Origin of the sequence: Actinokineospora bangkokensis (assembly GCF_001940455.1) — a bacterium.
Classification (GTDB): domain Bacteria; phylum Actinomycetota; class Actinomycetes; order Mycobacteriales; family Pseudonocardiaceae; genus Actinokineospora; species Actinokineospora bangkokensis.
The window spans coordinates 193,225-219,029 of the sequence record NZ_MKQR01000002.1 but is presented as its reverse complement, the minus strand read 5'-3'; the positions used below and the strand labels follow the sequence as shown (position 1 = coordinate 219,029).

General features: G+C 73.7%; 28 protein-coding genes. 14 read left to right on the top strand and 14 right to left on the bottom strand.

Going from position 1 to position 25,805, the window contains the following annotated elements; genetic code table 11:
- Positions 1-19 precede the first annotated feature (19 nt).
- From BJP25_RS01570 to BJP25_RS01550, 5 genes are all read left to right on the top strand, one after another.
- Positions 20-1,210 (top strand): PucR family transcriptional regulator, encoded by a 1,191-nt coding sequence (locus BJP25_RS01570; protein ID WP_075972924.1) that lies wholly within the window; start codon positions 20-22, stop codon positions 1,208-1,210.
- 184 nt (positions 1,211-1,394) lie between these two features.
- Positions 1,395-2,318 (top strand): ACP S-malonyltransferase, encoded by a 924-nt coding sequence (locus tag BJP25_RS01565; protein ID WP_075972923.1) that lies wholly within the window; start codon positions 1,395-1,397, stop codon positions 2,316-2,318.
- Positions 2,315-3,304, top strand: coding sequence for a beta-ketoacyl-ACP synthase III (locus BJP25_RS01560; RefSeq protein WP_075972922.1), 990 nt, complete (start codon positions 2,315-2,317; stop codon positions 3,302-3,304). The genes BJP25_RS01565 and BJP25_RS01560 overlap by 4 nt, the downstream gene beginning before the upstream one ends.
- A 68-nt stretch (positions 3,305-3,372) precedes the next feature.
- Complete coding sequence (locus BJP25_RS01555) at positions 3,373-3,624, top strand: acyl carrier protein (protein WP_075972921.1); 252 nt, start codon at positions 3,373-3,375, stop codon at positions 3,622-3,624.
- 93 nt (positions 3,625-3,717) lie between these two features.
- Positions 3,718-4,962 carry a beta-ketoacyl-[acyl-carrier-protein] synthase family protein gene (locus tag BJP25_RS01550; RefSeq protein WP_075972920.1) on the top strand — a complete coding sequence of 415 codons (1,245 nt, stop codon included), beginning with the start codon at positions 3,718-3,720 and terminating at the stop codon, positions 4,960-4,962.
- A 50-nt stretch (positions 4,963-5,012) separates the two neighbouring features.
- Here BJP25_RS01550 and BJP25_RS01545 read toward each other — a convergent pair whose 3' ends face one another.
- The 4 genes from BJP25_RS01545 to BJP25_RS01530 form a co-directional block, all read right to left on the bottom strand.
- Entirely contained in the window at positions 5,013-5,867 is an 855-nt protein-coding gene (locus BJP25_RS01545; protein ID WP_075972919.1) for a hypothetical protein, read from the bottom strand.
- Between the two features lie 35 nt (positions 5,868-5,902).
- On the bottom strand, positions 5,903-7,012 hold the full coding sequence (locus BJP25_RS01540; RefSeq protein WP_084793588.1) for a hypothetical protein: 1,110 nt from the start codon (positions 7,010-7,012) through the stop codon (positions 5,903-5,905).
- An 81-nt stretch (positions 7,013-7,093) separates the two neighbouring features.
- A complete protein-coding gene (locus BJP25_RS01535) occupies positions 7,094-7,690 on the bottom strand; it encodes a hypothetical protein (protein WP_084793587.1) in 597 nt (198 codons plus the stop codon).
- 46 nt (positions 7,691-7,736) lie between these two features.
- Positions 7,737-8,240 (bottom strand): DUF3145 domain-containing protein, encoded by a 504-nt coding sequence (locus tag BJP25_RS01530; protein ID WP_233157861.1) that lies wholly within the window; start codon positions 8,238-8,240, stop codon positions 7,737-7,739.
- Between the two features lie 355 nt (positions 8,241-8,595).
- Between BJP25_RS01530 and BJP25_RS01525 the strand changes: the two genes are divergently transcribed.
- Entirely contained in the window at positions 8,596-9,879 is a 1,284-nt protein-coding gene (locus tag BJP25_RS01525; protein ID WP_075972917.1) for a hypothetical protein, read from the top strand.
- Positions 9,880-9,885: 6 nt separating this feature from the next.
- Here BJP25_RS01525 and BJP25_RS01520 read toward each other — a convergent pair whose 3' ends face one another.
- Positions 9,886-10,893: a D-cysteine desulfhydrase family protein gene (locus BJP25_RS01520; protein WP_075972916.1), complete on the bottom strand. Its 1,008-nt coding sequence runs from the start codon at positions 10,891-10,893 to the stop codon at positions 9,886-9,888.
- Positions 10,894-11,265: 372 nt separating this feature from the next.
- Here BJP25_RS01520 and BJP25_RS01515 point away from each other — a divergent pair, with 372 nt between their 5' ends.
- Complete coding sequence (locus tag BJP25_RS01515; RefSeq protein ID WP_075972915.1) at positions 11,266-11,613, top strand: histone-like nucleoid-structuring protein Lsr2; 348 nt, start codon at positions 11,266-11,268, stop codon at positions 11,611-11,613.
- A gap of 60 nt (positions 11,614-11,673) precedes the next feature.
- Here the strand turns inward: BJP25_RS01515 and BJP25_RS01510 are convergent, their stop codons facing one another.
- The 3 genes from BJP25_RS01510 to BJP25_RS01500 all read right to left on the bottom strand — a co-directional run bounded on the left by BJP25_RS01510 (position 11,674) and on the right by BJP25_RS01500 (position 14,175).
- On the bottom strand, positions 11,674-12,546 hold the full coding sequence (locus BJP25_RS01510; RefSeq protein WP_075972914.1) for an oxygenase MpaB family protein: 873 nt from the start codon (positions 12,544-12,546) through the stop codon (positions 11,674-11,676).
- 33 nt (positions 12,547-12,579) lie between these two features.
- Entirely contained in the window at positions 12,580-13,266 is a 687-nt protein-coding gene (locus BJP25_RS01505; protein WP_075972913.1) for a PH domain-containing protein, read from the bottom strand.
- A 276-nt stretch (positions 13,267-13,542) separates the two neighbouring features.
- A complete protein-coding gene (locus BJP25_RS01500; protein ID WP_233157860.1) occupies positions 13,543-14,175 on the bottom strand; it encodes a TetR family transcriptional regulator in 633 nt (210 codons plus the stop codon).
- Between the two features lie 161 nt (positions 14,176-14,336).
- On the opposite strand from BJP25_RS01500, the gene BJP25_RS01495 reads away from it, so the two are divergent.
- The 4 genes from BJP25_RS01495 to BJP25_RS01480 all read left to right on the top strand — a co-directional run bounded on the left by BJP25_RS01495 (position 14,337) and on the right by BJP25_RS01480 (position 17,348).
- The gene (locus BJP25_RS01495) at positions 14,337-15,434 is read left to right on the top strand and encodes a ferredoxin reductase (protein ID WP_198943302.1); all 1,098 of its coding nucleotides are present in this window, start codon (positions 14,337-14,339) and stop codon (positions 15,432-15,434) included.
- 34 nt (positions 15,435-15,468) lie between these two features.
- Complete coding sequence (locus BJP25_RS01490; RefSeq protein WP_075972911.1) at positions 15,469-16,596, top strand: fatty acid desaturase family protein; 1,128 nt, start codon at positions 15,469-15,471, stop codon at positions 16,594-16,596.
- A gap of 10 nt (positions 16,597-16,606) precedes the next feature.
- A complete protein-coding gene (locus BJP25_RS01485; protein ID WP_075972910.1) occupies positions 16,607-16,810 on the top strand; it encodes a hypothetical protein in 204 nt (67 codons plus the stop codon).
- Between the two features lie 277 nt (positions 16,811-17,087).
- The gene (locus BJP25_RS01480; protein WP_075972909.1) at positions 17,088-17,348 is read left to right on the top strand and encodes a hypothetical protein; all 261 of its coding nucleotides are present in this window, start codon (positions 17,088-17,090) and stop codon (positions 17,346-17,348) included.
- A 165-nt stretch (positions 17,349-17,513) separates the two neighbouring features.
- On the opposite strand, the gene BJP25_RS01475 is transcribed toward BJP25_RS01480, so the two are convergent.
- On the bottom strand, positions 17,514-17,813 hold the full coding sequence (locus BJP25_RS01475; protein WP_075972908.1) for a hypothetical protein: 300 nt from the start codon (positions 17,811-17,813) through the stop codon (positions 17,514-17,516).
- 403 nt (positions 17,814-18,216) lie between these two features.
- Between BJP25_RS01475 and BJP25_RS01470 the strand changes: the two genes are divergently transcribed.
- The 3 genes from BJP25_RS01470 to BJP25_RS01460 all read left to right on the top strand — a co-directional run bounded on the left by BJP25_RS01470 (position 18,217) and on the right by BJP25_RS01460 (position 20,409).
- Entirely contained in the window at positions 18,217-18,423 is a 207-nt protein-coding gene (locus BJP25_RS01470; protein WP_075972955.1) for a DUF397 domain-containing protein, read from the top strand.
- Positions 18,424-18,595: 172 nt separating this feature from the next.
- Positions 18,596-19,435: a helix-turn-helix domain-containing protein gene (locus BJP25_RS01465; RefSeq protein WP_075972907.1), complete on the top strand. Its 840-nt coding sequence runs from the start codon at positions 18,596-18,598 to the stop codon at positions 19,433-19,435.
- Positions 19,436-19,542: 107 nt separating this feature from the next.
- On the top strand, positions 19,543-20,409 hold the full coding sequence (locus tag BJP25_RS01460) for an SAM-dependent methyltransferase (RefSeq protein ID WP_233157859.1): 867 nt from the start codon (positions 19,543-19,545) through the stop codon (positions 20,407-20,409).
- Between the two features lie 57 nt (positions 20,410-20,466).
- Here BJP25_RS01460 and BJP25_RS01455 read toward each other — a convergent pair whose 3' ends face one another.
- From BJP25_RS01455 to BJP25_RS01440, 5 genes are all read right to left on the bottom strand, one after another.
- The gene (locus BJP25_RS01455; RefSeq protein WP_143218822.1) at positions 20,467-21,810 is read right to left on the bottom strand and encodes an alpha/beta hydrolase; all 1,344 of its coding nucleotides are present in this window, start codon (positions 21,808-21,810) and stop codon (positions 20,467-20,469) included.
- Positions 21,807-22,061, bottom strand: coding sequence for a hypothetical protein (locus tag BJP25_RS32985; RefSeq protein ID WP_143218821.1), 255 nt, complete (start codon positions 22,059-22,061; stop codon positions 21,807-21,809). Before BJP25_RS32985 ends, BJP25_RS01455 begins: the two co-directional genes overlap by 4 nt.
- 102 nt (positions 22,062-22,163) lie before the next feature.
- Positions 22,164-22,736: a QsdR family transcriptional regulator gene (locus BJP25_RS32980; RefSeq protein WP_143218820.1), complete on the bottom strand. Its 573-nt coding sequence runs from the start codon at positions 22,734-22,736 to the stop codon at positions 22,164-22,166.
- Between the two features lie 97 nt (positions 22,737-22,833).
- Positions 22,834-24,381 carry an acetolactate synthase large subunit gene (locus BJP25_RS01445; RefSeq protein ID WP_075972906.1) on the bottom strand — a complete coding sequence of 516 codons (1,548 nt, stop codon included), beginning with the start codon at positions 24,379-24,381 and terminating at the stop codon, positions 22,834-22,836.
- Positions 24,382-24,442: 61 nt separating this feature from the next.
- Positions 24,443-25,804, bottom strand: a complete 1,362-nt coding sequence (locus BJP25_RS01440; RefSeq protein WP_075972905.1) for an FAD-binding oxidoreductase — start codon at positions 25,802-25,804, stop codon at positions 24,443-24,445.
- Position 25,805 lies beyond the last annotated feature (1 nt).

Below are 25,805 nucleotides of genomic sequence, written 5' to 3'. Positions count from 1 at the left end.
GGCGTGGGATTGTGGGGGTATGAGCGGTGGGGCGGGTGAGGGGTTGTCGGCGGGGACGTTGGATGCCGTTGACCGGGCTTCGGGGAAGTTGGCCTCGGCCGCTGTGGCCGCGATGGACGAGCAGTTCGCGTGGTTCGGGCGGATGCCCGCTGACCAGCGGGCGTCGGTGCTGCTGGTGGCGCAGAACGGGGTGGCCGGGTTCACCGCGTGGCTGCGGGACCCGCGGGAGGCGCTGCGGCTGACCACGGACACCTTCCGGGGGGCGCCGCGGGACCTGTCGCGGTGGATCAGCCTGCGGCAGACCGTGGAGATGGTGCGGGTGTCGCTGCAGGTGTTCGAGCAGCTGGTGCCCGACCTGGCCGCCGACGACGCCGAGCGGGCGGTGCTGTCCGAGGCGGTGCTGCGCTACGGGCGGGAGGTCGCGTTCGCCTCCGCGATGTCCTACGCCTCCGCCGCCGAGGCCCGCGGCGCCTGGGACGCCCGGCTGGAGGCGCTGGTGGTGGACGGGGTGGTGCGCGGCGACGCCGAGGAGTCGCTGCTCTCCCGCGCGGCCGCGCTGGGCTGGGACCCGGCCGCCGAGGCCACCGTGCTCGTGGGCAACCCGCCCTCGGAGGACCAGCCCACCGTCGTCTACGAGGTGCGCAGCCGCGCGGCCAGGGCCGGGCGGCCGGTGCTGCTCGGCGTGCAGGGCTCCCGGCTGGTCGTGGTGCTCGCCGGGCCCACCGAGGACCCCACCGACCAGGAGGCGCTGCGGCGGATGGCCACCGCGTTCGGCGCCGGACCGGTCGTCGCGGGCCCCACCACCCCGAGCATCGCCGAGGCGCACCGCAGCGCCTCCGACGCGCTGTCCGGGCTGCGCGCCGTCGTCGCCTGGCCGGACGCGCCCCGGCCGGTGCGCTCCTCGGACCTGCTGCCGGAGCGGGCGCTGGCGGGCGACCCGGAGGCCGAGTGGCAGCTCATCGAGCGGGTCGCCCGGCCGCTGGAGGAGGCGGGCGGCGCGCTCCAGGAGACCGTCGAGGCCTACCTGGCCTCCGGCGGGGTGCTGGAGGCGTGCGCGCGGCAGCTGTTCGTCCACCCCAACACCGTCCGGTACCGGCTGCGCAAGGCCACCGAGACCACCGGGCACAACGCCAACGACCCCCGCGACGCGCTCGTGCTGCAGGTCGCGCTGGCCGTCGGCAGGCTCTCGCGCGCCCGCGGCCTGTGGTGACCGTCGGCAACCGGGGCCGAACACTGGGCGAAAAGGTGGTAGCCGTCACCGCAACGCACAAGGAACCGGGGGCTTTGCCGGTCATTCCGGCCCAAGCTTTGTAGGGTTCCTCCAACAGCCGCTGGGGAACGTGGTGAGCTGGGAGCATGCTGGTCAGGCGGCGTCGGGGTGTTCAGTAGGCAGCGTGATCGCACTCCTCGCACCCGGGCAGGGCTCTCAGGCGCCGGGCATGCTCAGCCCCTGGCTCGACCTGCCGCACAGCGCCGATCGGCTGGCCGCCTGGTCGGAGGTGACCGGGCTGGACCTGGTCCGGCTGGGCACCACGGCCGAGGCCGAGGAGATCAAGGACACCGCGATCACCCAGCCGCTCATCGTCGCGGCCACCCTGCTCGCCTTCGAGGAGCTGGCCCGCCGGGTCGAGGTCCCCGCCGACGTCGTCGTCGCCGGGCACTCCATCGGGGAGTTCGCCGCCGCCGCGATCGCCGGGGTGATCAGCGCCGAGGACGCGCTGGCGCTGGCCGCGGTGCGCGGCCGGGAGATGGCAGCGGCCTGCGAGCTGGAGCCGACCGGCATGTCCGCCCTGGTCCGCGGCACCGAGGAGGGCATCCTGGCCCGCCTCGACGAGCTGGGCTTGGTCGCGGCCAACCGCAACGGCGCGGGCCAGATCGTCGCCGCCGGGTCCAAGGACGCGCTGGCGAAGCTGGCCGCGGAGCCGCCGGAGGGCGCCAAGGCGATCACGCTCAAGGTCGCGGGCGCCTTCCACACGCACTACATGGCCCCCGCGCAGGAGAAGCTGCGCGCGCACGCCGCGGGCCTGTCCGCCCCGGCCGACCCCGCGCGCACCCTGCTGTCGAACCGCGACGGCGCCGTGGTCACCAGCGGCGCCGAGGTCATCGAGCGCCTGGTCGACCAGGTCACCAACCCGGTCCGCTGGGACCTGTGCATGCGCACCATGGCCGAGCGCGGCGTCAGCGCCGTCGTGGAGTTCCCGCCCGCGGGCGCCCTGGTCGGCCTGGCCAAGCGCGAGCTGAAGGACACCCCGAACGTCGCCCTCAAGACCCCCGAGCACCTGGACGCGGTGGTCGAGCTGATCGGGGGTGCCGCGTGACCACGCTCAACCAGCGCACCGGCGCCGCCGCGACCCGCCTGCTCGGCGTGGGCAGCTACCAGCCGGAGCGGGTAGTCACCAACGACGAGCTGTCGCTGATCATGGACACCAGCGACCAGTGGATCCTCGACCGGGTGGGCATCTCCGAGCGCCGGTTCGCGGGCCCGGACGAGCGGCTGGTCGACATGGCCGTCATCGCCGGGTCCAAGGCGCTGGCCGACTCCGGGCTGGCCCCCTCCGACGTCGACACCGTCATCCTGGCCAACTGCACCATGCCGCACCCCATCCCCAACGGCGCCGCCCAGGTCGCGGACCGGATCGGGGTCAAGGCGGCTGGCGCGTTCGACCTCAACGCCGCCTGCGCGGGCTTCTGCTACTCGGTGGGCACCGCCTCCGACCTGGTCCGCGCGGGCTCGGCGGGGCGGGTGCTGGTCATCGGCGCGGAGAAGCTCACCGACTGGGTCGACCCCACCGACCGGGCGAACGCGATCATCTTCGCCGACGGCGCGGGCGCGGCCGTGGTGGGCCCGGCCGACGAGCCGGGCATCGGCCCGGTGGTCTGGGGCAGCGCGGGCGACCTGGTGGACACGATCGGGATGAACCCGACCGGCCCCACCGGCAACAAGGTCCTCTACCAGGAGGGCCAGTCGGTGTTCCGCTGGGCGACCACGCAGATCGCGCCGATCGCGCTGCGCGCGGTGGAGGCGGCGGGCATCACCCCGGCCGACATCGACGTGCTGATCCCGCACCAGGCGAACCTGCGCATCGTCGAGTCGATCGCCAAGAAGCTGCGCGCCGCGGGCGCGCGCCCGGAGATGGTCGTCGCCGACGACATCGTGCACTCCGGCAACACCTCCTCGGCCTCGATCCCGATGGCGATGGACCACATGCGCGCCGCGGGCCGGATCAAGCCGGGCGACGTCGCCCTGCTGGTCGGCTTCGGCGCAGGCCTGTCCTACGCGGGGCAGGTCGTCATCTGCCCCTGAGCGGGCACCACGCGCTCCGGCCGGGCAGCACGCCCGGCCGGTGGAACTACGAGAAGGGACCCAACCCCATGGCGGACAAGCCCAGCGACGCGGACATCCTCGACGGCCTCGCCGAGATCGTCGAGGAGGTCGCGGGCGTTGCCAAGGACGACGTGACCGAGGACAAGTCCTTCGTGGACGACCTGGACATCGACTCGCTGTCGATGGTGGAGATCGCCGTGCAGGCCGAGGACCGGTTCGGCGTCAAGATCCCCGACGACGAGCTGGCCAACCTCAAGACCGTCGGCGACGCGGTCACCTACGTCTCCAGCAACGCCTGAGGCTCCCCCCCGCAGCACCAGCACCACCCCGGGTCCCCCACGTGCCGCAAGGCACCCGGTCAGGCACACCCACCCGTCGTGAAGGAACCCCCCATGAGCAACGTCGATGTCGTCATCACCGGGCTTGGCGCCACCACGCCGCTCGGCGGGGACGTGACCTCCACCTGGGACAGCCTGCTCGCGGGCGGCAACGGCGTCCGCCGCAACGAGGCGGACTGGGTCGAGCGCTTCGGTCTGCCCTCGCACCTGGCCGCCCCGCTCGCGGTCGAGCCGACCGAGGTCCTGCCGCGCGTGCAGGCCCGGCGGCTGGACCGGTGCGAGCAGATCGCGGTGATCGCCGCCCGGCAGGCGTGGGCGGACGCGGGCTTCGAGCTGCCCACCGACGAGCACGAGCCGGTGGACCCGGACCGCCTCGGGGTCAGCATCGGCACCGGGATCGGCGGACCGCTGACCCTGCTCGCCCAGGACGACATCCTGGAGGAGCAGGGCCTGCGCAAGGTCTCCCCGCTGACGGTGCCGATGCTGATGCCCAACGGCCCGGCCGCGCACGTGGGCATCGAGCTGCGCGCCAGGGCGGGCGTGCACACGCCCGCCTCCGCGTGCGCCTCCGGCGCCGAGGGCCTGGCGAGCGCCTGGCAGATGATCCAGAACGGCCGCGCGGACGTGGTCGTGGCGGGCGGCGCCGAGGCGTGCCTGCACCCGATCACGGTCGCGGGCTTCTGCCAGTCGCGCACCCTGAGCACCCGCAACGACGACCCGGCCGCGGCCTCGCGCCCGTTCGACACCGACCGCGACGGGTTCGTCCTCGGCGAGGGCGCGGGCGTGCTCGTGCTCGAGCGCGCCGACCACGCCGCCGCCCGCGGCGCCCGCGTCTACGGCAGGCTGGCCGGCTACGGAATGACCTCCGACGCGTACCACATCACCGGCAACCACCCCGAGGGCTTGGGCCAGATCAAGGCCATCCAGCACGCCGTGCGCACCGCGGGCCTGACCGCCGCCGACATCGGCCACGTCAACGCCCACGCCACCTCCACCGTCGTCGGCGACGTGGGCGAGGCCGCCGCGATCCACAAGGCCCTGGGCGACCACCCGGTCCTCACCGCCCCCAAGTCCGCCATGGGCCACCTCGTCGGCGGCGCGGGCGCGGTCGAGAGCATCATCACCATCCTGTCGCTCTACTACGGCGTCATCCCCGCCACCCGCAACCTGGACAACCTCGACCCCCGCGTGGACCTCGACGTCGTCACCGGCCAGCCCCGCAAGGTCGAGATCACCGCCGCCGTCAACGACTCCTTCGGCTTCGGCGGCCACAACGTCGCCCTCGTCTTCACCGCCTGACCGGCCCAGCACCACCCGGCCCCGCTCCCCGGAGCGGGGCCGTTCCCGTCTCAGACCCGCGGCAGCCGGGCGACGAAGGCGGGCATCACCACGCGGACCCTGGTCTCGGGGACGTCTCCCGCGAGCGCCGCCACGGCCATCCGCACGCCTTCGGTGTCCCGAGCCCCGAACTGCCGCCGCAGCAGCCGGAGCCCGATCCCGGTGACCTCACCGACGACGGGGTGGGCGAGCAGCGCGGTGAACGCCGCCGCCACGGCACCCGCGTCCGCCGTGACCATGATCCGGTAGACGTCTCCCGCGTCCTTGTCCACCAACCGGTCCGGCCGCGCCGCACGCTGCTCCAACCGGTCACCGATCTTGTGGGCCTTGGCCACCAGCAAGGCCACCTCCCCGGCGACGTGCACTGTCACGGCGCGGTCATCCCGGGGGTCGAGCGAACCGATGACCATGGCGCTCCGGTCGACCGCGGCGGTCTCCAGCCCGCGAACCCGGTTCACCGCCATCCGGTCGTGCGGTTCGATGTCCGCGCTGCGCCTCCCGCCGCGGACCAGGGTGAACCCGGTGAGGAGGTCGACAGCCACCTTCGTCGGGACACCGCCCACGGCCACGGTCCGCTGCCACAGGCCGGGCAGGTCGGCGTGCTTGCGCGCGAAGCCCGCAGCGCGCAGGGCTTCTTCGATGCGCGGCTGCTCAGCGATCCCCCTGGGGTCCAGGTGCAGATCACCATCGGAGGTGTACGCGGCCGAGCGCAAGGGGGCAGGGCTCGTGCGCAGGTGCACGGCCTGCCCGCCGACCACCGTGAGGCGGTCGAGGTGGGGTTCGAGCGCCCAGAGGGCGTCGAGCAGGACGCCGCGGGCCGCTGTGGTCAGTTCATCGCGGTCTGCGCCGGGTGGTGCCTTCGACATCGTTCTGCTTCCGGTCTGCGCTGAGGTGTCGCGCGTCAATCGGTCGGGGTGCCGCGGCGCCACACAGCCTCGTTCTCGGCCATCCAGGCCAGCACCGCTTCACCGTCCGCGGGCATCCGGCCGGGGCCCGCGAGGCTGTCGAGCACCAACTGCGGCAATGCCACATGCGGCACGCCCTCGACGTCGCGTGTTTCACGGAAGACCACCTGATCGTGCGCCCGCAGCACCAGGACGTCGGCACCTTCGTCGACGCGCACCATGCCGAGCCGCGTCGCCCACTCGTCCGGGGTGTGCGGTCCGCACTCGACGTACAGCATCAGCTGACCGCCGCTGGAGAGCGGGGAGATCCTGCGCGCCGCCCACGGCCCGGTGATCGCGATGAGGCCTTGGCCGTGGACTCGCCGCACCCGCTCGAGAACTCCCCCCGGACCGTCGGGCGCGACGAAACCGACAGCGGGGTTGTGGCGGAGCAGGTCGTAGGTGCCTGCCCGTTCGCGGAGGAGCCCTTGCCAGTCAACGCGCACGACCTCCCGGCCCACGCGCTCGACCAACATCTGTGAATCCAACTTGGACAGCACCTTCGACACCCACGGCAGGCTGACATCAGCCAGGGTCGCGATGGCCGAGGGCCGCAACGGCGGCGGGAAGTCGACCAGCGCGCGCACGATCCGCCCGGCCCGGGGACCCGCGAGGGTGACGGTGTGCTCGGCCGAGCGCAGGTGCTCCGGCGCCTTGTCCGCCCCCTGCCAACGCACGTGGACGGCAGGCACCGGGACCGACAACCGGATGTTGCCGGTCAGGTCGAGGTAGGAGATGCCCTCCACTTCCAGCAACTCCCGGGTGCGAGGGCTCAACCACGGCGCGACGATCACCAACGTCCCGCCACCGCCCGCAGCGCGCAGGGCCGCCGCGAACCGCACCGTGTGCTTCAGGATGTGCTTCGGGCCGACGGCGTCGAAGAGGTCGAGGATGAGGTCAGCGTGGGAGTCGGGCGATGACCGCGGCGACAAGCGGACCACGGCGTCGTGCACGGTCCCAGCCGAGGCGGAGCGCTGCAGGACCTCCACGGCCCACGCCCCGCCCAGCACGGTGCGGAGTTCTTCCGCGGCCGCATCGAGGAGCGCTCCCGGCCGTGTGCCCGACATGGCCCGAGTTTACTCCCAACGCCAATTTCCCCGAAGGGGAAAATAGACGAACGGGGAAAGTTCCTCCTGGCGTGGCCGGGGTCAGCAGGCGACGTGCTGGGGGGTGGCGGCGGTGCGGGTGAGGTCGAGCAGCCAGGTGCGGTCGTCGGCGCGGGTGAGGGGGTAGACGACGTTCCAGCGGATGCAGGCGACCGGGAGCTCCGGTGGGGCCTGGGCGGGGTCCTGGGTGCTGACGAAGGTCAGCAGGACCACGGCGGTGTCGCCCGCGGTGGTCTCGATGCGGTGGACGACGACCGAGCCGTCCTTGGTGGTGCCGTACTGCTTGCGCCACTCCTTCTCCGGCATGGTGCGGGCCCTGGCCTCGGTCACGGTGGTGACCCAGCGGGCGTAGTTGCGGCCGTTGATGGCGTCGAAGTGGGTCTGCAGGAGTTGGCGGACGGGTTCGTAGAGGGGGTGGGCCACCGCGTCGGCGGTGCCGCGGACGTCCGGGGGGCCGGGTTGGGCGGAGGGGGGCAGCGACACGCCGGTGGGGGCCACGGCCGAGGCCGCGGGGGTGGTGTCGGCCTGGTCGGGGCCGTACAGCTCGCGGGCGAGCAGTCCCGCTGCCGCCGTGACGACCACCGCGACCAGCACCACCGGCAGCACCCACTGCTGCCGCCCCGCCCCCGACTCGCGCACGGCGACCAGCCTGCCACAGGCGGGTGCGGGGCGGCGCCGGGCCTGGTCAGCCCACGCGGTGCAGCCAGGTGACGGGGGCGCCGTCGCCCGCGCGCCGGTAGGGCTCCAGCGCCTCGTCCCAGGAGGCGCCGAGCAGCTCGTCGACCTTGAAGGCGAAGGACTCCCCGCCGCGGGCCGCGGCCGCCACCGCGCGCAGCTGGTCCTCGCCGACGACGATGTCGCCGTTCGCGCCGGTGCGCGCCCGCCACAGGCCCAGGGCCGGGGCATAGCAGAACCGCTCCCCGTCCACGCCCGCGCTGGGGTCCTCGGTGACCTCGAAGCGGATCATCGGCCAGGCCCGCAGGGCGGCCGACAGCTTGGCGCCGGTGCCCGCCTCGCCGGTCCACGCGCACTCGGCGCGCAGCTGGCCGGGGGCCGCGGGTTGCGCGGTCCAGCGCAGCTCGGCGCGGACACCGAGGGTGCCCGAAATGGCCCACTCGACGTGCGGGCACACCGCAGACGGCGACGAGTGGACGTACACCACACCTTGGGTGCTGCCACGGGTGCTCACTGCCTGACCTCCGCTGCTCGACGAGGATCGTCTTCCCCTACGTCCGTCGCGACCGGCGGTGATCACGCTGCGATAACCCGGGATCATTGTGCCCTGCCGCCGAACACTTTGGCCACACGAACGACCAAAGACGCCGACCACCGGGTGAAGTGCGCCGCCCCTGGTGGGCACACCCAGCGACCACCCCGTCGCGGTGCGCCCGGGCGCGGGCCCCGAGGTGCGGTGCGCGCGGTCGCGGGACCGGGTGGCCGGAGGCGGGCGCGGGCCGCCCGTGGGCGTGGTGGCCACCCGGGATACCGTGTCGCACACTGACAGTGGTATTCACGTGACGGTCCCGACTGGGGAGGTACCCGCGGTGCGCACCTTGCGGCTCGGTGGCACCGCGTCCGCGGTCGGGGACGACCTGCGCGCCGCGCTCGCGTCGTGGGGGCGGGGCGATGGCATCGCGGGCGGCGTCGCGCTGCTGGGGTACCAGCCGCCGGACCACCCGGACCCGGTGGAGGCGGTGCTGCTGCTGCCCCGCGCGGTCGTGGTGGTGGTCGGGATCGACCTGCCCGACCCGGCGATGCGCCTGGAGGCGCCGCTGGCGGGGCAGTGGAAGACCGACGGGTGGCCGCTGGTGCGGCCCGACGGCCCGGTGAACCCCGCGGTCGACGCGCTCGCCGCCACCTCCGCGGTGTCCGACGCGCTCGACGCCGCCCGGGCCGAGCCGCTGCCGATGGGCACCGTCGTCGCGGTGGGGCCCTACGTCGGCCAGGTCGCGCAGCCCTCCGCCGACCTGGTGCGCGGGGTGCGGATCCTGCACCCGGAGCCCCGGTCACTGCTGGCCGCGGCGCGCGAGCTGTCCACCCACACCCGCACCTGCCCGGCCACCGACGCCCGCCGCATGCTCTCCGCGCTGGGCGTGCAGGTCGACCACGCCGACCTGGTGGCCGAGGGCTTCGGCGACGTGGTCACCCGCGAGGTCGCGGCGGCGAGCACCACGTTCATCCCGAAGGTCGACCTGCCCACCGGGCGGTCCGAGGCGGCGGCCGAGCCCAGGCAGCGGTCGGTGCGCTGGCTGCCGATCGCGGCGGTGCTGCTGCTGGCGGTCCTGCTCGTCACCGGCATCGCCGTGGCGATCAGCTCCGCCGACGACGACGTCCGCGGCGCCCGGGCCCCGCAGCCCAGCGGCACCGCGATCCCCGTGGGCGGCGTGGGCTTCACCGCCCGCGGCAGCGCCGAGGCCCCCGACTGCGCCGCGCACGCCTACGGCGACGTGCAGGCCTACCTCACGACCGCCGCGGGCAGCGGCTGCGCCAAGCTCATCCGCGCCCGCTACGAGGCCTCCGGCAAGAACGGCGCGAAGGCGGCCGTGCTGCTGTCGGTGCTGCGCTTCACCAACAGCACCACCGGCGCCGAGCTCAAGGCCGTGGCCGACCGGCCCGGCGCGGGCGGGGTCCGCGACCAGCTCGCCGAGGGCGTCGCCTGGCCCGGCACGGCCGCGCCGACCTTCACCTCCGCCGCCTACGCCAGCGGCCGGGAGGGCAACAGCGTCAAGCTCGTGCAGGCCGTGTGGCTCGGCAAGGCCTCCACTCCAGAGGACCCCGCGCTCCAGGACATCGCCACCAAGGCGTTGCAGCTGCACGCGGGCAGCTGACCCCGCTCAGAGGGCCTGCAGGAGCTGCGGGGCGTAGGCGAACAGGCCGGGCAGGCCACCGGTGTGGAAGAACACGACCGTCTCCCCCTCGCGGTACTCGCCGGTGCGGGCGCGGTCGAGGAAGCAGGCGGCCGCCTTGCCGGTGTAGACGGGGTCGAGGGTGACGCCCTCGGTGCGGGCGAACAGGCGCAGGGCCTCCCACATCTGCGGGGTGGGCACGCCGTAGGCGGGGCCGACCGCGCGGTCGTCGAGGACGAGGGCGTCGAGGGTGGGGGCGGGGTGGCCCAGCAGGGCGGCGGTCGCGCTCGCGATGCGCTCGATGTCGGCTCGGGACTCGGCGGCGGTGTGGGAGATGCACGCGGCCTCGACCCGGACCCGGCGGCCCAGCAGTTCGGCGGCGAGGGCGACGCCCGCGACCGTGCCCGCGCTGCCGACCGGGACGAGCAGGGTGTCGGCGCTGGTGCCGAGGGTGTCGAGCTGGGTGAACAGCTCGATGGTGGCGGCCACGTAGCCCAGGGCACCGGTCTCGCTGGAGCCGCCGACGGGGAAGGTGGCGGTGGTGCGGCCCGCCCGCTCGGCGTCGGCGACCAGGCTCGCGTACACCTGCGCGGTCTCCTCCGGGCCGTCGCACAGGTGCACCGCGGCGCCGTAGAGGTGGTCGAGCGCGATGTTGCCGGACTCGTCGTACGCCGCGCCCGACATCGGGACGCTCCTGGTCAGGACCAGGTCGCAGCGCAGGCCGAGGCGGGCGCAGGCGGCCGCGGTCTGCCTGCCGTGGTTGGTCTGCACCGCGCCGAAGGTGATCACCTGCTCGGCCCCGTCGGCCAGCGCGCGGCCGAGCAGGAACTCCAGTTTGCGCAATTTGTTGCCCCCGGCGCCGACCCCGCCCACGTCGTCGCGCTTGAGCAGGGGGCGAATGCCACCCAGCTCCGCCCCCAGGCGCGGGCACTCGTCCAGCGGGGTGGGCCAATGGCCCAGCGGGACGCGTGGGAACGGTGTGAGGTCGATCGTCATGGCGCCACCCTATCCGGCATTCCGGCGGGCCAGGCGGCCGGAAATGCCACAGCCGGGCCGGGCAGCGGGGAACTCTGCGGCGGAACACCCCGAAATTCACCCACCTGCTTTCCCTGTGAACGCCCCTGACCTGCGGTGATGCCCGGCGGCCCGGCTCCGGCCCCACCAGCGGGATTGCGCCGCGGGCGGTGAGCACCACACCGGATCGGATTAATACCCGTACGACACACGGTGGGTTGTGGGGACGAACCGGCGCGCTGCCGATAGGCTTCCGGGTGAGCGCCCGCAATAGCGGGCCCACGTCGGGACGCCACCGGGGGGAATGCGCCCGGCGCCCCAGCGGAAAACGCCCCACACCACGCGGAGGAAACCGTGGCGCAGAAGACCGTTGTCGAACTCGTCGACGACCTCGACGGCGGAAAGGCCGACGAGACCGTGGCCTTCGCCATCGACGGCGTCGAGTTCACCATCGACCTGTCCAGTGACAACGCGGCCCGGCTGCGCGACTCGCTGGCCCCCTACGTCGGCCACGCCCGGCGCACCGGTGGCCGCAAGGCCGCCACCAAGCAGCCCGGCGCGCGCAAGTCGCCGTCCGCCAGCGAGAAGGCCGACAACCAGGCCATCCGCGAGTGGGCGCGCAGCCAGGGCGAGACCATCGCCGAGCGCGGCCGCATCCCGCAGGCCCTGGTCATCAAGTTCCAGGAAGCCCACGGCGGCTGACAGCACCCCCGACCGGCGCCCGCCCCCGCCCGGGGGTGGGCGCCGGTCGCGTGCCGGGGGTCAGAGCCGGGGCAGCCGCGCGGGCGAGGGGACGGCCCAGTCGCCCAGCCGCCGGGCCGCGGCCACCCAGGCGGGCTGGGCCTCCCAGTCGTCGCGGCGGACCCTGGGCAGGATGGCCAGCGCCGCGGCGCGCAGCGCCCGGGCGGCCCCGGTGGCCAGCGGCCCCGGGTAGCCCGCCCGGCCGTGCAGTGCCCTGGCCCAGCGCGGCAGCAGCGAGTAGGACAGGTGCGAGATCGTCGGCTCGTAGACGCGCACGCCCAGCGCCAGCCAGCCGGTGAGCGGCGGGCGGTGCAGGAAGTCGTAGATGACGTCGCTGTCGGGGGTGCGGCGCAGGGTGGGGTGCACGCGGCGGAAGTAGGCGGCCATCTGCTCCACCGAGCCGGGCACCTCGCGCGGGTCGAGGCCCACCAGTTCGGCGCTGGCGCGCTGCTCGTCGAGGTAGCGGTCGGCCTGGGCCGCGGTCAGCGGGTAGCCCGCGCGGCCGCAGGCGGTGAGGAAGGACGACACCTCCGCGCAGTGCACCCACAGCAGCAGCTCGGGGTCGTCGAGGCGGAAGGGGCGGCCGTCCTCGTCGGTGGCCCGCAGGGTGCGGTGCACCTTGCGGACTCGGGCAGCGGCCTCCTGCGCCTGGGCGACGGTGCCGTAGGTGCTGATGCCGACGAAGTCCGCGGTGCGCACGAGGCGGCCGAGCGGGTCGGACTGGAAGTCGGAGTTCTGCACCACGCCCGCGACCGCCAGCGGGTGCAGGGACTGCAAGTAGAGGCTGCGGACGCCGCCGAGCCACATGGCGGGGTCGGCGTGCAGCTGCCAGGTGACCGAGTCCGGGCCGAACAGGCCCAGCTCATCCGCGTCGAGCACCGCAGGCCTCGTCATGCCCCCAGTCTGCCCCCGCGCGGTCGGGGGTGCTTACTTCGCCGACTCGCTGTGCTGCTTCTCCGCGACCGGCTCGCTTTCGGGCGCCCGATCCGATGACCCCTCGGATTCCCGTTCCGGAATATCCGATTCGTCCGCTATTTTGTCCGCGGGTTCCTCGACGTGATCCACAGGACCGCTCCCGGGTTCGTCGCCGCCGGTTTCCCCGGGGTCGGTTTCCCCGCCCTCGGTTTCCTCGCCAGCGGTGTCCTCGTCGTAGTACTCCCACGCCATCTCGTCGACGGTCGCGCGCAGCTTGCGCACCCGGCGGGGCTCGGTGTCGCGACCCAGGCTCAGGAACGCCATCGAGTACAGCGACAGCCGCTCGCCGTCGCCGGTGAGCAGCACCGGCCTGCGCAGCACGCGCCCGGCGGGCACCTCCACGTCGACGATGTCGTCCCAGTCGACCACCCGGGAGCGCACCAGGACGGAGCGCTCCTCCACGCCGTCGTCGGTGAGCCGCACGCCGGAGTTGTAGAAGGTGTCGATCAGCACGAAGCTGAACACGATGAACACCCCGGCCAGGGCGAAGCCGAGCACGTCGTCGAGGCCGATGAGCGACAGCGACACCAGCAGCACCAGCAGGCCCAGGCCGACGCCCCACCACCGCCACCGCGGGTGCAGCTCGTACGGCAGCCGCGGCGGCTCGGCGGACCGCTCGACGGCGGGCTGGTCGTCCACGTCCCGTCACGCCCTCTCGCTCGGCGACACCGAGAGCCGAACATAGTCGGCCGACCGCCGCCTGCACACCAGCCGCAGGCCACAGTCCGGTGACGACGGCGAAAGTGCTCACTTCGTGCGCCGTCCGGGACGAGAACAACCCCGGTTTGGATGATTATCGGATCAACAAGTCCGCCGCCGGAATTTCTCACGTCAGGCTGTGTTGGCCATCACAAGCATTTGTGTACGATTCCCGGCGAGCAGGGCGGCGCACCGCGCCACCGGCGATCAGGCGAATTAGCGAGGACGGCGCCAGTGGGCCATGCCGAGCGCGATCAGGCGCAGCTGCTGCTCGGCCGTGCCGACGACCTCGGCCAGCGCCCGCGGGTCGCCGGAGACGTCGAGCAGCGCCGTGACCACGGACAACATCGCCCCGACCATGAGGTCGGCGACCATCCGCAGGTCCTCGGGGTCCCACTGCCCCATGCCCGGGTAGCGGGCGAGGTCGGTGGCCAGCTCGCTGCCCAGCAGCCGCAGCTCACCGGCGATGGATTTGCGCACCGCGGCCACCCCGCCATAACGCTCCCTGATCAGGAAACGGAAATGCGGCTGGTGGTCGCCGACCTGGCGGACCAGAATCGCCACCGACCCGCGAATCGCGTCGTCGGCGGGTTTGGCCCTGGCCGTGCGCAGCATGGCCCGCAGGGTGCGCATGCTCTCCTGCACCAGGGCCACGCCCAGCTCGTCCATGGACGGGAAGTGCCGGTAGAAGGCCGTGGGCACCACCCCGGCGGCCTTGGTCACCTCGCGCAGGCTCAGCCCGGCCAGGCTGGTGTCCTCCAGCAGCCGCAGCGCCGAGTCGAGCAGGGCTTGGCGCGTGCGGCGCTTGCGCTCCTGCCGGGTACCGGCAGCGCTCGCCACATCCGCCACGCCGATGAGCCTATCGCCCCTGTTGGCGGGGTCGCAGGCGCGCACTGTTCGTCAGCTCACACGGGGCAGGCGTTGACACACCCGGTCGCCGCACGTTGTGCTTTCGGTGCACGCACGTTCACTGAAACTCCCGGAGCGACCCAGGAGGAAGGGACACCCCGGTGACCGCACAGATGGACCGCAAGCGCAGGTTGCCCGGATTGGGCCTGCTCGAAGCCCTGGCGACGCCGCACGGCATCGACAGGTACCTTGAGCTGGTCCACCCCATGCTCACCATCCGCGAGCTGCGCGGTGAGGTGACACGTGTGCACCGGAGCACCGCGGACTCGGTGACGCTGACCATCCGCCCGACCCGCCGCTGGCGCGGGTTCACCGCGGGGCAGTTCGTCCGGGTGGGGGTGCGGGTCGACGGCGTCCGGCACACCCGCTGCTACTCGCCCGCCACCTCCGAGCACAGCGCGGACGGGCGGTTCGAGCTGACGGTCAAGGCCCACGACCGCGGCGTGGTCTCCCGCTGGCTGCACGCCAACGCCCGCCCCGGGCTGGTGCTCCAGCTCGCCCCCGCCGAGGGCGAGTTCACCCTCCCGGCCACCCGGCCGGACCGGGTGCTGCTGATCAGCGGCGGGTCCGGCATCACCCCGGTGATGTCGATGCTGCGCACGCTGTGCGACGAGGGCCACCGCGGCGAGGTCGTGTTCCTGCACTACGCCTACACCGAGGCCGACGTGCCGTACCTGGCGCAGCTGCGCGAACTGGCCGCGGCCCACCCCAACGTGCGGCTGCTGCTGGCCTACACCGACGTCGACGGCGGCGACCTGAGCGGGTTCTTCACCGAGGAGCACCTGCGCGCGGCGGCGCCGTGGTTCGCCGAGGCCGACACCTACCTGTGCGGGCCGCCCGGGCTGATGGCGGGCGCCCGCGAGGTGTTCGCCGCGCTCGGCGCCGCCGACCGGCTGCGCACCGAGGACTTCGCCCCCGCCCCGGTCACCACCGACGCCGCCGACGCCACCGGCGAGGTCACCTTCGGCCGGTCGGGCACCACCGCGGCCAACACCGGGCGCACGCTGCTGGAGCAGGCCGAGGCCGCCGGGCTCAGCCCGGCCTACGGCTGCCGGATGGGCATCTGCTTCACCTGCACCTCGGTCAAGACCTCCGGCTGCACCCGCGACACCCGCAACGGCGAGCTGTCCACCGACCCCGACACCGAGATCCAGCTGTGCGTCTCGGTGCCGGTGGGCGACGTGGACATCGACATCTGACGGCCCGCCCCCGAGTTCCCTGGAGCCACCCGACATGAGCACCCCGAAGAACCCCAGGCTGACCCCGGAGCAGTTCGAGGCGCTGGGCCGCGACCTCGACGCGCTGCGCCAGCGCCTGCTCGACGACCTGGGCGAGCAGGACCGCAAGTACATCTACGACGTGGTCAAGGTCCAGCGCGCTCTGGAGGTCACCGGCCGCGGCCTGCTGATGGCCAGCTCCTTCCCGCCCGCCTGGGTGGCGGGCACGGTCGCGCTCTCGCTGTCGAAGGTCCTCGACAACATGGAGATCGGCCACAACGTCATGCACGGCCAGTACGACTGGATGCGCGACCCGGCGCTCAACTCGAAGATGTTCGAGTGGGACACCGTCGCCCCGGCCGAGAACTGGAAGCACTCGCACAACTTCGTCCACCACACCTACACCAACATCGTGGGCAAGGACCGCGACATCGGCTACGGCGTGCTGCGCATGGACGAGGGCCAGCGCTGGCAGCCGTACTACCTGGGCAACCCGGTGTACGCCACGATGCTGATGCTGTTCTTCCAGTGGGGCGTCATGCTGCACGACCTGGAGGTGGACAACCTGCGCACCGGCCGCAAGAAGTGGTCGGAGACCGCGGGGGTGCGCCGCCGGATGTGGCACAAGGGCCTCAAGCAGGTGCTCAAGGACTACGTGCTGTTCCCGGCGCTGAGCGGCCCGCAGTTCCTGTCGACGCTGACGGCCAACGCCACGGCGAACCTGGTGCGCAACATCTGGGCCTTCTCCATCATCTTCTGCGGGCACTTCCCCACCGGGGTGCAGAGCTTCACCCAGGAGGAGACCGAGGACGAGACCCGGGGCGAGTGGTACTTCCGGCAGATGCTGGGCTCGGCGAACATCACCGGCAGCCCGCTGTTCCACATCATGACCGGCAACCTGTCCCACCAGATCGAGCACCACCTGTTCCCGGACATCCCGGCGCGGCGCTACCCGCAGATCGCCGCCGAGGTGCGGGCGATCTGCGAGAAGTACGGCCTGCCCTACAACACCGGCGGCCTGGGCAAGCAGCTGGGCTCGGTGGCGGCCAAGATCGTCAAGCTGGCGCTGCCGGACCGGTTCTGGGCCAAGCCGTCGACCCCCGAGCGCGGGGGCAAGGACGGCCGCGCGCTGCGCGTGGCGTGAGGGGGCTGCCGTGCTGAGCGAGCAGGAGACGGCCAAGGACGTGGTGCAGGAGATCGCGGAGTCGACCGCCGAGCACGTCGGCCGGATCGCGCAGATCATCACCGGCGCGGTGGTGGGCGTCATCCGCGAGATCGGGGACCTGGCGTCCGAGGTCTTCGAGGTCCGCGAGGCGGGCAGGCGCGCGGTGGCCGACCGGCCGCCGGTCGAGGAGTGACGGGACCGGTCCCGGGGACGGAGCACCGGGCAGGGGTATCCGCAGTGGACAGTCGTCCCCGACCGGCGGACCCACGACCGGAGTAGCACTACCAGGTGGCGCACCGCGCGGTTGTCGCGGTGCGCCACCGCTTTGTTGGGGCACGAGCCGCAGAGCGCGGCCGTCACCGGTTCCGACTTCGCTCCACAGTGGTCACACGATCGAGGGCTCGTCCGCGCGTTCGCCGCTCTGCCAGGCTCGACCTCGACGTCACCGTCAGCGAAGGGGAGCAAGCAGAATGCGCACAGCGACTCGACTGGGCCTGATCGCGGGCACCACGGCCCTGGCCATCGGCCTGGCGGCGGGCACCGCCTCGGCCGACACCGGCGCGGTCACCACCACGACCGCGAACGTCTCCACGCAGGGCATCGGCGTGGGGATCGGCATCGGCGGCAGCGTGGGCGGCACCCTCGGCCTCGGCCTGGTGCTCGACCTCAACGGCCTGCTCGACCTCAACCTCAACGGGCTCATCTCGATCGGCATCGACCTGGGTCGCTGACCCCGGCCCGACCACGCGCGACGCCGCCGCTCCCCCCGGGGAGCGGCGGCGTCGCGCTGTCCGGTCCTCGCTGGTGCGGGCGCCCCCGACGGCCGTGGTCGGGGGCGCCCGCGCGCGCGGACCCCACCGGGCGGCCTGCCAGGCCCCGCCGTCGTGGCGACGGGGTCAGGCGGCTTCGCGGCCGCCCGCGGGCGGCCGTCCCAGGGAGGGCACGCGCGCGGGCGCGCGCCTGCGGCGCTGCCCGAGGACGGGGACGGGCGGCGGGGCGGGCAGCGGGCGCAGGGCGGCGCGCAGCGAGCGCAGCAGCTGCGGGAGGCCGTCGCGCACGGGGGTGGGCCGACCGGGGTGCGGGCCCGGTTCGGCGGAGGCGCGCAGCGCGGCCGTCACGCGGTCGGTGTCGCGCGCCGCGGGGGCCAGCACCCAGGTGGGGCCCGCGGTCCCCGGGCGCGGCGGTCTGCGGTCCATGTCGTCCTCGCTCGTCGGTCGCTCGGTCGTGGCGGCACCGCGGCGCGGCCCGGAACTGCTCGCGGAATGCGCGACCGGGTGTGGAAAAGCGATAATCCCGCGGATTCGCCGTTGAATGCGGTGCCACCGGAGCGCAACGGTAGTACACCGATCGCACCCGCGGCGATGGGGCGTCCCAGCGGATTATTCCGGCCCCGGAATTGACACCGACCGGTCGCCAGCGTTGTTTCCCCGACCAGCCACCGGACGTGGGCGGGCAGTGGTGGACGATCGGCGGGATGATCACGTCATCGGGGAGATGTCGTCACGCAGAGCGTGGGTCAGCTCACCCACCGTTGCGCTCCGATTATTCCACTGGCAGGATTAATCCTGTTGAGGGACACCCTTTCGAGTGGGAGCCAGGATGACGTCTGACGAGGGCGGCGCTGCCCGCACCCACCGCGCGTGGCGCGCGGCGGGGCAGTGCGAGCCCAACGGCGACTGCGTCGAGGTGCGGCCGCGGACCGCGGGCGGGGCCGACGTGCGCGATTCCAAGAACCGGGGCCGCGGCACGCTGACGTTTCGGCACAGCGCGTGGGCCGGATTTGTGGATTCGTTGAGAATGCGCTGAACCCCGTCACGCGGAGCACACCGGTGCGCGGAATCACGACGCAGGGTGGTGGAACCGATTAATCGGCAGCACCGCCGGGTGATGTACGGCCACGACCGGGCACGGCTGCACTACCCACCGTCATATACCCTGGACCGGCTGTGGTCGGCCGGACCGGGAAGGTGGAGACCGGGTGCAGGACAACGCCGCGCGCCGGGCCCTCGCCCGCCGCATCCAGGCCGCCAGGCAGGCCGGGTCGATGACCCAGGCCGAGCTGGCCGAGCACCTGGGCTGCACGCAGAGCAAGGTGCAGAAGATCGAGGCGGCCAAGGTCGGGGTCAAGGCCGAGGAGCTGCGGCTGATGCTGCGGGTGCTGGCCACCCCCGACGCCGAGGCCAAGGAGATGGTGCTGCTCGCCGAGCGGCTCAGCGAGCGCCGGATGCGCTCCGGGCTGCAGGAGACCGACGAGTTCGCGCTGCTGGTGGACCTGGAGTCCACCGCGGAGACCATCCTGAGCTGGCACACCGAGCGCATCCCCGGCCCGTTGCAGTCCGAGCGGTACATGCTCAAGCAGTTCGAGGTCGCCTGGCGCGGCGGGGTGACCCAGTCGGCGGTCACCGAGCGGTTCCGGCGCAGGCAGGCGCGGCGGGAGATCTTCACGACCGCCGACCCGCCCGCCTACCGCGCGGTGCTCAGCCCGTCGTGCCTGCAGCGGCTGCCCGGCGGGCGCACCAGGGGCCTGGTGCTCGACCAGGTGGAGCACCTGCTGTCCATGGTCGCCGCCCACCCCAACCTCGACCTGCGGGTGCTGCCCTACGAGGCGCCGCTCTCGCACGTGCACTCCGGGTTCACCCTGCTGGACTTCCGCGGCGGCGACCCGGAGAGCTTCGCCTACATCGAACTGCCCGGCGACGCGCGCACCATCACCAGCACCGCCAAGCTCAACGCCTACCGCACCGAGTGGCAGCGCATCGCCGAGGCCGCCCTCGACCGGGAGGCCTCCGCGGACTTCCTCCGCGCCATGGTCGACTGACCGCCCCACCCGGTCACCCCCGATCACCCCCGCCTGACCCACCCAGCCCCACCGGGTCCCAGACCCACCCAGCCCCACCCGCCGCGCAGCACAACCCGGGAGCACCCGTGCGAGACGACCTCTCCGACCCGATCCCCCCAGCGGGCATCGACCTCGACCGGCCCAGCGTGGCCCGGGTCTACGACTACTACCTCGGCGGCACCGCCAACTGGGCCGTCGACCGCGAGTTCGGCAACCGGGTGCTGGCCCAGTTCCCGCTGATCCGCGACGTGGCGCTGGCCAACCGGCTGTTCCTCAACCGGCTCGTGCGGCACCTGACCAAGCTCGGCGTGCGCCAGTTCCTCGACATCGGCGCGGGCGTGCCCACCGCGGGGGCCACCCACCAGGTCGCCAGGGAGATCAGCGACGACGTGCGGGTGGTCTACGTCGACAACGAGCCGGTGGCGGTCGCGCACGCGGAGATCCTGCTCGACGAGGAGGGCTCGCGGGACAACAACGCCGTCATCTCCGGCGACCTGCGCGAGCCGGACAAGCTGTGGGCCGAGGCCTGCGCCACCGGCATCCTCGACCCGGAGCAGCCCGTCGCCCTGCTGCTCATCGCCGTGCTGCACGTGTTCCAGCCCGGCCCGGACGGCGACGACATCGGCGCCGAGTGCGTCGCCCGCTACCGCGAGCTGCTGCCCAGCGGCTCCTACCTGGGCATCTCCCACATCAGCGACGACGGGGTCCCGCCCGCGCTCGACGAGAAGCTGGTGGCCCTGCGCGAGATGTACGACCGGTCCTCGGCCAGCCGGGGCATCTGGCGCTCGCGCCCGGAGATCTCCGCGCTCATGGGCGACTTCGAGCTGCTCGACCCCGGCATGGTGTGGACCCCGCAGTGGCGCCCCGAGGAGACCGGCCCCAACGCCCCCCGCATCTCCTTCGCCGACCCCAGCGAGGCCGTCGTCTGGGCGGGCGTGGCCCGCAAGCCCTGACAGCGCGCGGCGGCCCCGGGGGGACGGGTGTCCCCCCGGGGCCGCCGGGCAGGCCCGCTAGCCGATGTCGACGTAGTCCTTGAACTGCACGGTGATCGAGTGCTGGTCCGACGGCCAGTTCCGCGCCGCGATCGTGCGGGTCGCGCCGCCGCTGCCGCGCACGGTCTCGGTGACCCGGACGGTGCGCCCGGCGTCGGGCTGGGCGGGCACCCGCAGGTCCGTGCCGGTCACGAACGGCAGCAGGGCGAACGGGGGCAGCACCAGCCCCGGCGCGGAGACCCCGTCGCAGCCGTCGTCGAAGACGAAGGCCCCGATCACCTGGCGCAGCCGCGGGGCGGTGGCGGCGGTGACGACGTCCACGCCGTCGAACCGCAGCCGGTCGTCGGCGCCCGGGGCGAGCTGGTCGCCCCACCACTCGCGGTTGCGGATGACGGTGAAGGCGGAGTGGCCGGGGCACCGGTCGACCTGGTCGGCGACGCCGCCGGGGCTCGCGACCGGCAACCGCACGAAGCGGTCCGAGCGCTCGAACGGCTCGAAGTAGAAGTGGTGCACCAGCTCCCCCGGGCGCACCAGCTCGGCCTCGTAGTGCGCGCGGCCGTCCACCCGCAGCGGGCCGAACGAGCCGTCCGCGCCGGTCGTCACCGAGTGCGCGGGCGCCCCGACCCGGGCGCCGGTGCGGTCGTCGAGCAGCCAGACCCGCAGCTGGCCGACGAGCCCCCGGTTCTGCGGGTAGAGCGCCGCCCGCCCCGCGATCACGACCTGCCCGGGCAGCTCGGGCAGCACCGCGGTGGTCGTGGCGGGCCGGTCGCGCAGGAACCGGAAGATGTGCCCGAAACCCTCGGCCGAGGTGGTCGACTCGGTGTGCGCCGAGTTCGGCAGGTGCACGTTGGTCGCGCCGCCGATGGACCCGTTGGGTTGCAGGCTGCTCCAGAGCGCGAGCGTCGGCACGCCGCCGGGCGGGGTGGCGCTGGTGCGCCCGTCGACGTTGACGTACCGGCGCACCGTGGCCGCCCGCGCGGGCGTGCCGAGGTAGGCCTGCGCGATCCCCGTGCCCCTGGAGTGGGCGATGAGGTCCACCTGGGGCGCGCCGGTGCGGGCGCGCACGCCCGCGATGAACTCGTCGAGGCCCGCGATCGCCTGGTCGTCGGTGGTGATGCTGGAGTCGTACTCATAGGCGTGGAGCAGGTCGTCGGCGTACCCGTTGACCGAGAAGCGCTTGGCGTTGGACTGCCACTGCTGGGCGGAACCCTGCTGGCCGTGCACGAACACGACCGGGGCGAACCCGCTCGGCGCGGTCGCGGCGCCCGCCGGGGCGACCGCGGTCAGCGCGGTGGCGACGAGCGCCAGCAGGCAGGCGACCACCCCCGCTCGGCGCCACCGGCGCGGTGTCATGGCGTTCATGCTCCTCCTCCGTGGTGGGTGGGCAGCCCGACGCCGCTGTGCACGGCCTCGCGCAGGTTCTCCCGCTCGTCGGCGGGAATGGAAAATCCTGAATGGACAGTGCAGGCCCCGGCGGCGGGGCTGCCGCGTCGGGTGGGGCCGCGCCCGCGCAGCCGCTCGACCCCGGCCCACCGGGCACGGGGGAGGTCGTCGACGGGCGGGGCGAGCGCGGCCACGGCCAGGCCGACGCGGTGCTGAGGGCGGAGCGGCATTCCGGCTCCCGCGGCGTTGGGGAAGGGGACCACCGGAAAGTAGCCGGCCCCTGACGCTGCGCACCAGGACGCGCGCCGATCGTGAGACCGCTGTCGCAGACCTCAGCCCGCGGGCCGCAGCACCGCCCTGGCGGCCTGCTCGGCCACGTCCGGGTCGACCGCGACACCGCCGAACAGCTCGGCGTAGAGCACCGACTCGACGATGCGGACGTAGAGGTAGGCGAGCTGGTCGAGGTCCGGCCACGCCTCAGCGGGACCGCGCACCTCGCGCAGGATGTCCCGCTGCGCCAGCACCGCCCGCCGGTGAACCCCGCCCGCGGCGTTGAACAGCACCCGGGCGGCCGTCTCCGGCTCACCGCGCAGGAACTCCCGGAACGGCCCGGCCTGGCGCAGCTGGTCGACGAACCGCCGGGTCACCTCCAGGACGCCGTCGACCCCGCCGCGCCTGCGCTCGCGCCGCGCCCGCGCCAAGGCCCGCTCGCCCAGCAGCCAGAGCACGTCCGCGAGCAGGCCGTCGCGCCCGCGCACCACCCGGTACAGCGTGGCCCGGCTGATGGCCAGGCCCACCGCCAACCGGTCCATGTCCACCGTGCCGTGCTGCAGGAAGAACCGGCAGGCGCCGCGCACCACCTGCTCCCGGCTCACCACCCGCCTGCCCCCGCCCGGCCCCGCCATGGCGCCTCCCCGCTCCCGCAGGCCCGCCGGCCCGCGCTCCGACCCATCATGGCCCCGGGCGCAATCCCCACCCCTCGGCGTCAGCGGGGTACCGGGGTCACATCAGCGGCGGGATGACGGCGTCGATCAGGTGCGGGCCGGGCTCGGCCAGCGCCCGGCGGAACTGCTCGGCCAGCTCCTCCGCCGTCGTCGCCCGGCTGGCCGGGACGCCCATGCCCTCCGCCAGCTTGACGAAGTCCAGGTCGGGGGTGCCGATGTCGAGCAGCGACCGGGCCACCGGGCCCGCGGACTCGGCGCCCACCCGGGACAGCTCGACGCGCAGGATCGCGTAGGCGCGGTTGTTGAGGATGACCGTGGTGACGTCGAGGTTCTCCCTGGCCATCGTCCACAGCGCCGAGATCGTGTACATGGCCGAGCCGTCGGCCTGCAGGCACACCACGGGCCGGTCGGGGCAGGCGACCGCCGCGCCGACGGCCACCGGCAGGCCCTGGCCGATGGACCCCCCGGTGAGGGTGAGCACGTCGTGGCGGGGGGCGCCCGCGGTGGCGGCGGGCAGCACCAGGCCGGAGGTCTGCGCCTCGTCGGAGATGATCGCGCCCTCGGGCAGCAGGGCGCCGATGACCTCCACCCAGTTCTGCAGGGTCAGCTCACCGGTGGGCAGCGCGGGCCGCGACGGCTCGGCCAGCACCGGCTCGGTGCCGGGGGCGACCAGGTCCGCCAGGCGCTCCAGGGCGTCCGCGACGTCGTCGGCCGGGGTCGCCACGGTGTGCACCGCGCAGCCCTCGGGGGTCAGCTCGGAGGCCTTGCCCGGGTAGGCGAAGAACGACACCGGCGCCGCCATGCCCGCCAGGAGCAGGTGCTTGACGCCGGTGAGCTGCCACTGCGCCTGCTCGGCCAGGTACCCCAGGCGCTCCACGGCGGGCAGGCCCGCGCCGCGCTGGATGCGGGCCGGGAAGACCTCCGCGAGCACCTTGGCGCCGGTCGCGGCGGCGATGCGGGACGCGGCGCGCAACCCGCGCTCCAGGCAGCCCGCGGCGCCGAGCAGCAGCGCGGTCGACTCCCCCGAGCGCAGCGCGTCCGCCGCGGCCGCCAGCACCGGGTCCTCGACGAGCAGCGGGGCCGCGATCGGGGCGGGGTCGGCCACCACTCCCCCCTCGCCCCACGACACGTCGGCGGGCAGGATCAGGTTCGCGATGCGCCCGGCGGCCGCGGCGGCGACGGCCTCGGCGGCGTCCGCACCCACCCGCGCGGTGTCGGTGGTGGTGCGCGTCCAGCCCTCCGTCCACGCCGCCAGGGTCTCCACATCGGACTCCAGCGGGGCGTTGAGCGGCTTGTGCGGCAGCGCGTGGTCACCGATGACGTTGACGATCGGCGTGTGCGCCTTGCGCGCGTTGTGCAGGTTCGCGCCGCCGTTGGCCAGGCCGGGGCCCAGGTGCAGCAGGGTGGCCGCGGGCTTGCCCGCCATCCGGGCGTAGCCGTCGGCGGCGCCGGTCACGACCCCCTCGAACAGCGCGAGCACACCGCGCATCTCCGGGACGTCGTCGAGGGCGGCCACGAAGTGCATCTCCGAGGTGCCGGGGTTGGCGAAGCACACCTCCACGCCCGAGTCGACGAGGGTGCGGATCAGGGACTGGGCGCCGTTCATGTCGTCCTTCGGCCGGAGGGGAGGGGTGCTGGTCTCGTCGGGGGTCAGTGCGTTTCGGGCGTCAGAGCAGGACACCGGGGTTAAGCACGCCCGCGGGGTCGAAGGCCTGCTTGAGCCTGCGCATCAGCTCGACCTTGGCCGGGTCCTCCAGGGCCAGGAAGTGCTCGCGCTTGGCGTGGCCGATGCCGTGCTCGCCGGAGATGGCCCCGCCCAGGGCCATCGCGGCGGCGAACAGCTCGTGCAGCACGGTGGACCGCGTCGCGGTGTCCTTCTGGAACACCGCGAGGTGGACGTTGCCGTCGCCCGCGTGCCCGCAGCCGATCACGAACGTCTGGTGCGCCTGGGCGATCGCGGTGACCCTGGTCATGAACTCGGGCAGGGCGGCGCGCGGGATCACGGTGTCGATGATGTCGTCGGCGCCCGCGGCCTTGGCGGTGTAGAAGGCGCGCTCGCGGGCCTCGATGAGCTTGCGCGCCGACCCGGCGGGCAGCACGTAGGCGTCGACCGCGCCCAGCTCGGACAGCAGCTGCGCGACCGCCTCCACGTCCTCGTCGAGCCGTTCCTGGGTGCGCCCGTCCAGCACCACCACCAGGTACGCCTGGGCGGACTCGCGCACGGCGTCGGGGATGCCCAGCTGGAGGTCGGCCGTGTGGGTGATCGCCGCCATCGTCATGCCGTCGATGTACTCCAGGACCTGCGGCTGCAACCCGCTGCCCACCACCCGCGGCACCGCGCGGGTCACCTCGGGCAGCCCGGCGAACGGCGCGAGCACGGTGGCCTGGTGCGCCACGCGCGGTTGCAGCTTGAGCACCGCCTCGGTGACCAGGGCGAGCGTGCCCTCCGAGCCGACGATGAGCTGGGTGAGGTCGTAGCCGGTGCTGGCCTTGGCGAACTTGCCGCCGGTGCGGATCAGCTCGCCGGTGGGCAGGGCCGCCTGCAGGCCGAGGACGTGGTGGCGGGTGACGCCGTGCTTGACCGCGCGCATGCCGCCCGCGTTGGTGGCGATGTTCCCGCCGAGGCTGGCGCTCAGCTCACCGGGGTAGACCGGGTACACCAGCCCGTGCTCGGCGGTGCGCGCGTCGAGCTCCTGCAGGGTGACCCCGGGTTGGACGACGGCGACGTGGTTGTCGGTGTCGATCTCCAGCACCGCGTTCATCCGCTCGAACGAGACCACGATCCCGCCCGGGCTGGGCACGGCCGCCCCGGACAGGCCGGTGCCGGACCCGCGCGCGGTGACCGGCGTGCCCGCCTCACTGGCGGCCTTGAGCACGGCGGCGACCTGCTCGGCGGTCTCCGGGCGGACGACGTGCGCGGGCTCGCGGCCCGCCACGGTCAGGCACTCGTCGTGCCCGTCGTCGGGGCCCGGGGTGGTCGGGCCCCCGGTGATCTCGGTGAGCCTCGCCGCCAGTGCCGCGTCCGTCATT

Excerpts from the sequence above, each read along its gene's own strand:
- BJP25_RS01570 (WP_075972924.1), top strand. The coding sequence starts at position 20 with ATGAGCGGTGGGGCGGGTGAGGGGTTGTCGGCGGGGACGTTGGATGCC.
- BJP25_RS01555 (WP_075972921.1), top strand. The coding sequence starts at position 3,373 with ATGGCGGACAAGCCCAGCGACGCGGACATCCTCGACGGCCTCGCCGAG.
- BJP25_RS01550 (WP_075972920.1), top strand. The coding sequence starts at position 3,718 with ATGAGCAACGTCGATGTCGTCATCACCGGGCTTGGCGCCACCACGCCG.
- BJP25_RS01545 (WP_075972919.1), bottom strand. The coding sequence starts at position 5,867 with ATGTCGAAGGCACCACCCGGCGCAGACCGCGATGAACTGACCACAGCG.
- BJP25_RS01540 (WP_084793588.1), bottom strand. The coding sequence starts at position 7,012 with ATGTCGGGCACACGGCCGGGAGCGCTCCTCGATGCGGCCGCGGAAGAA.
- BJP25_RS01520 (WP_075972916.1), bottom strand. The coding sequence starts at position 10,893 with ATGACGATCGACCTCACACCGTTCCCACGCGTCCCGCTGGGCCATTGG.
- BJP25_RS01510 (WP_075972914.1), bottom strand. The coding sequence starts at position 12,546 with ATGACGAGGCCTGCGGTGCTCGACGCGGATGAGCTGGGCCTGTTCGGC.
- BJP25_RS01490 (WP_075972911.1), top strand. The coding sequence starts at position 15,469 with ATGAGCACCCCGAAGAACCCCAGGCTGACCCCGGAGCAGTTCGAGGCG.
- BJP25_RS01480 (WP_075972909.1), top strand. The coding sequence starts at position 17,088 with ATGCGCACAGCGACTCGACTGGGCCTGATCGCGGGCACCACGGCCCTG.
- BJP25_RS01475 (WP_075972908.1), bottom strand. The coding sequence starts at position 17,813 with ATGGACCGCAGACCGCCGCGCCCGGGGACCGCGGGCCCCACCTGGGTG.
- BJP25_RS01470 (WP_075972955.1), top strand. The coding sequence starts at position 18,217 with ATGACGTCTGACGAGGGCGGCGCTGCCCGCACCCACCGCGCGTGGCGC.
- BJP25_RS01455 (WP_143218822.1), bottom strand. The coding sequence starts at position 21,810 with ATGAACGCCATGACACCGCGCCGGTGGCGCCGAGCGGGGGTGGTCGCC.
- BJP25_RS32985 (WP_143218821.1), bottom strand. The coding sequence starts at position 22,061 with ATGCCGCTCCGCCCTCAGCACCGCGTCGGCCTGGCCGTGGCCGCGCTC.
- BJP25_RS32980 (WP_143218820.1), bottom strand. The coding sequence starts at position 22,736 with ATGGCGGGGCCGGGCGGGGGCAGGCGGGTGGTGAGCCGGGAGCAGGTG.
- BJP25_RS01445 (WP_075972906.1), bottom strand. The coding sequence starts at position 24,381 with ATGAACGGCGCCCAGTCCCTGATCCGCACCCTCGTCGACTCGGGCGTG.
- BJP25_RS01440 (WP_075972905.1), bottom strand. The coding sequence starts at position 25,804 with ATGACGGACGCGGCACTGGCGGCGAGGCTCACCGAGATCACCGGGGGC.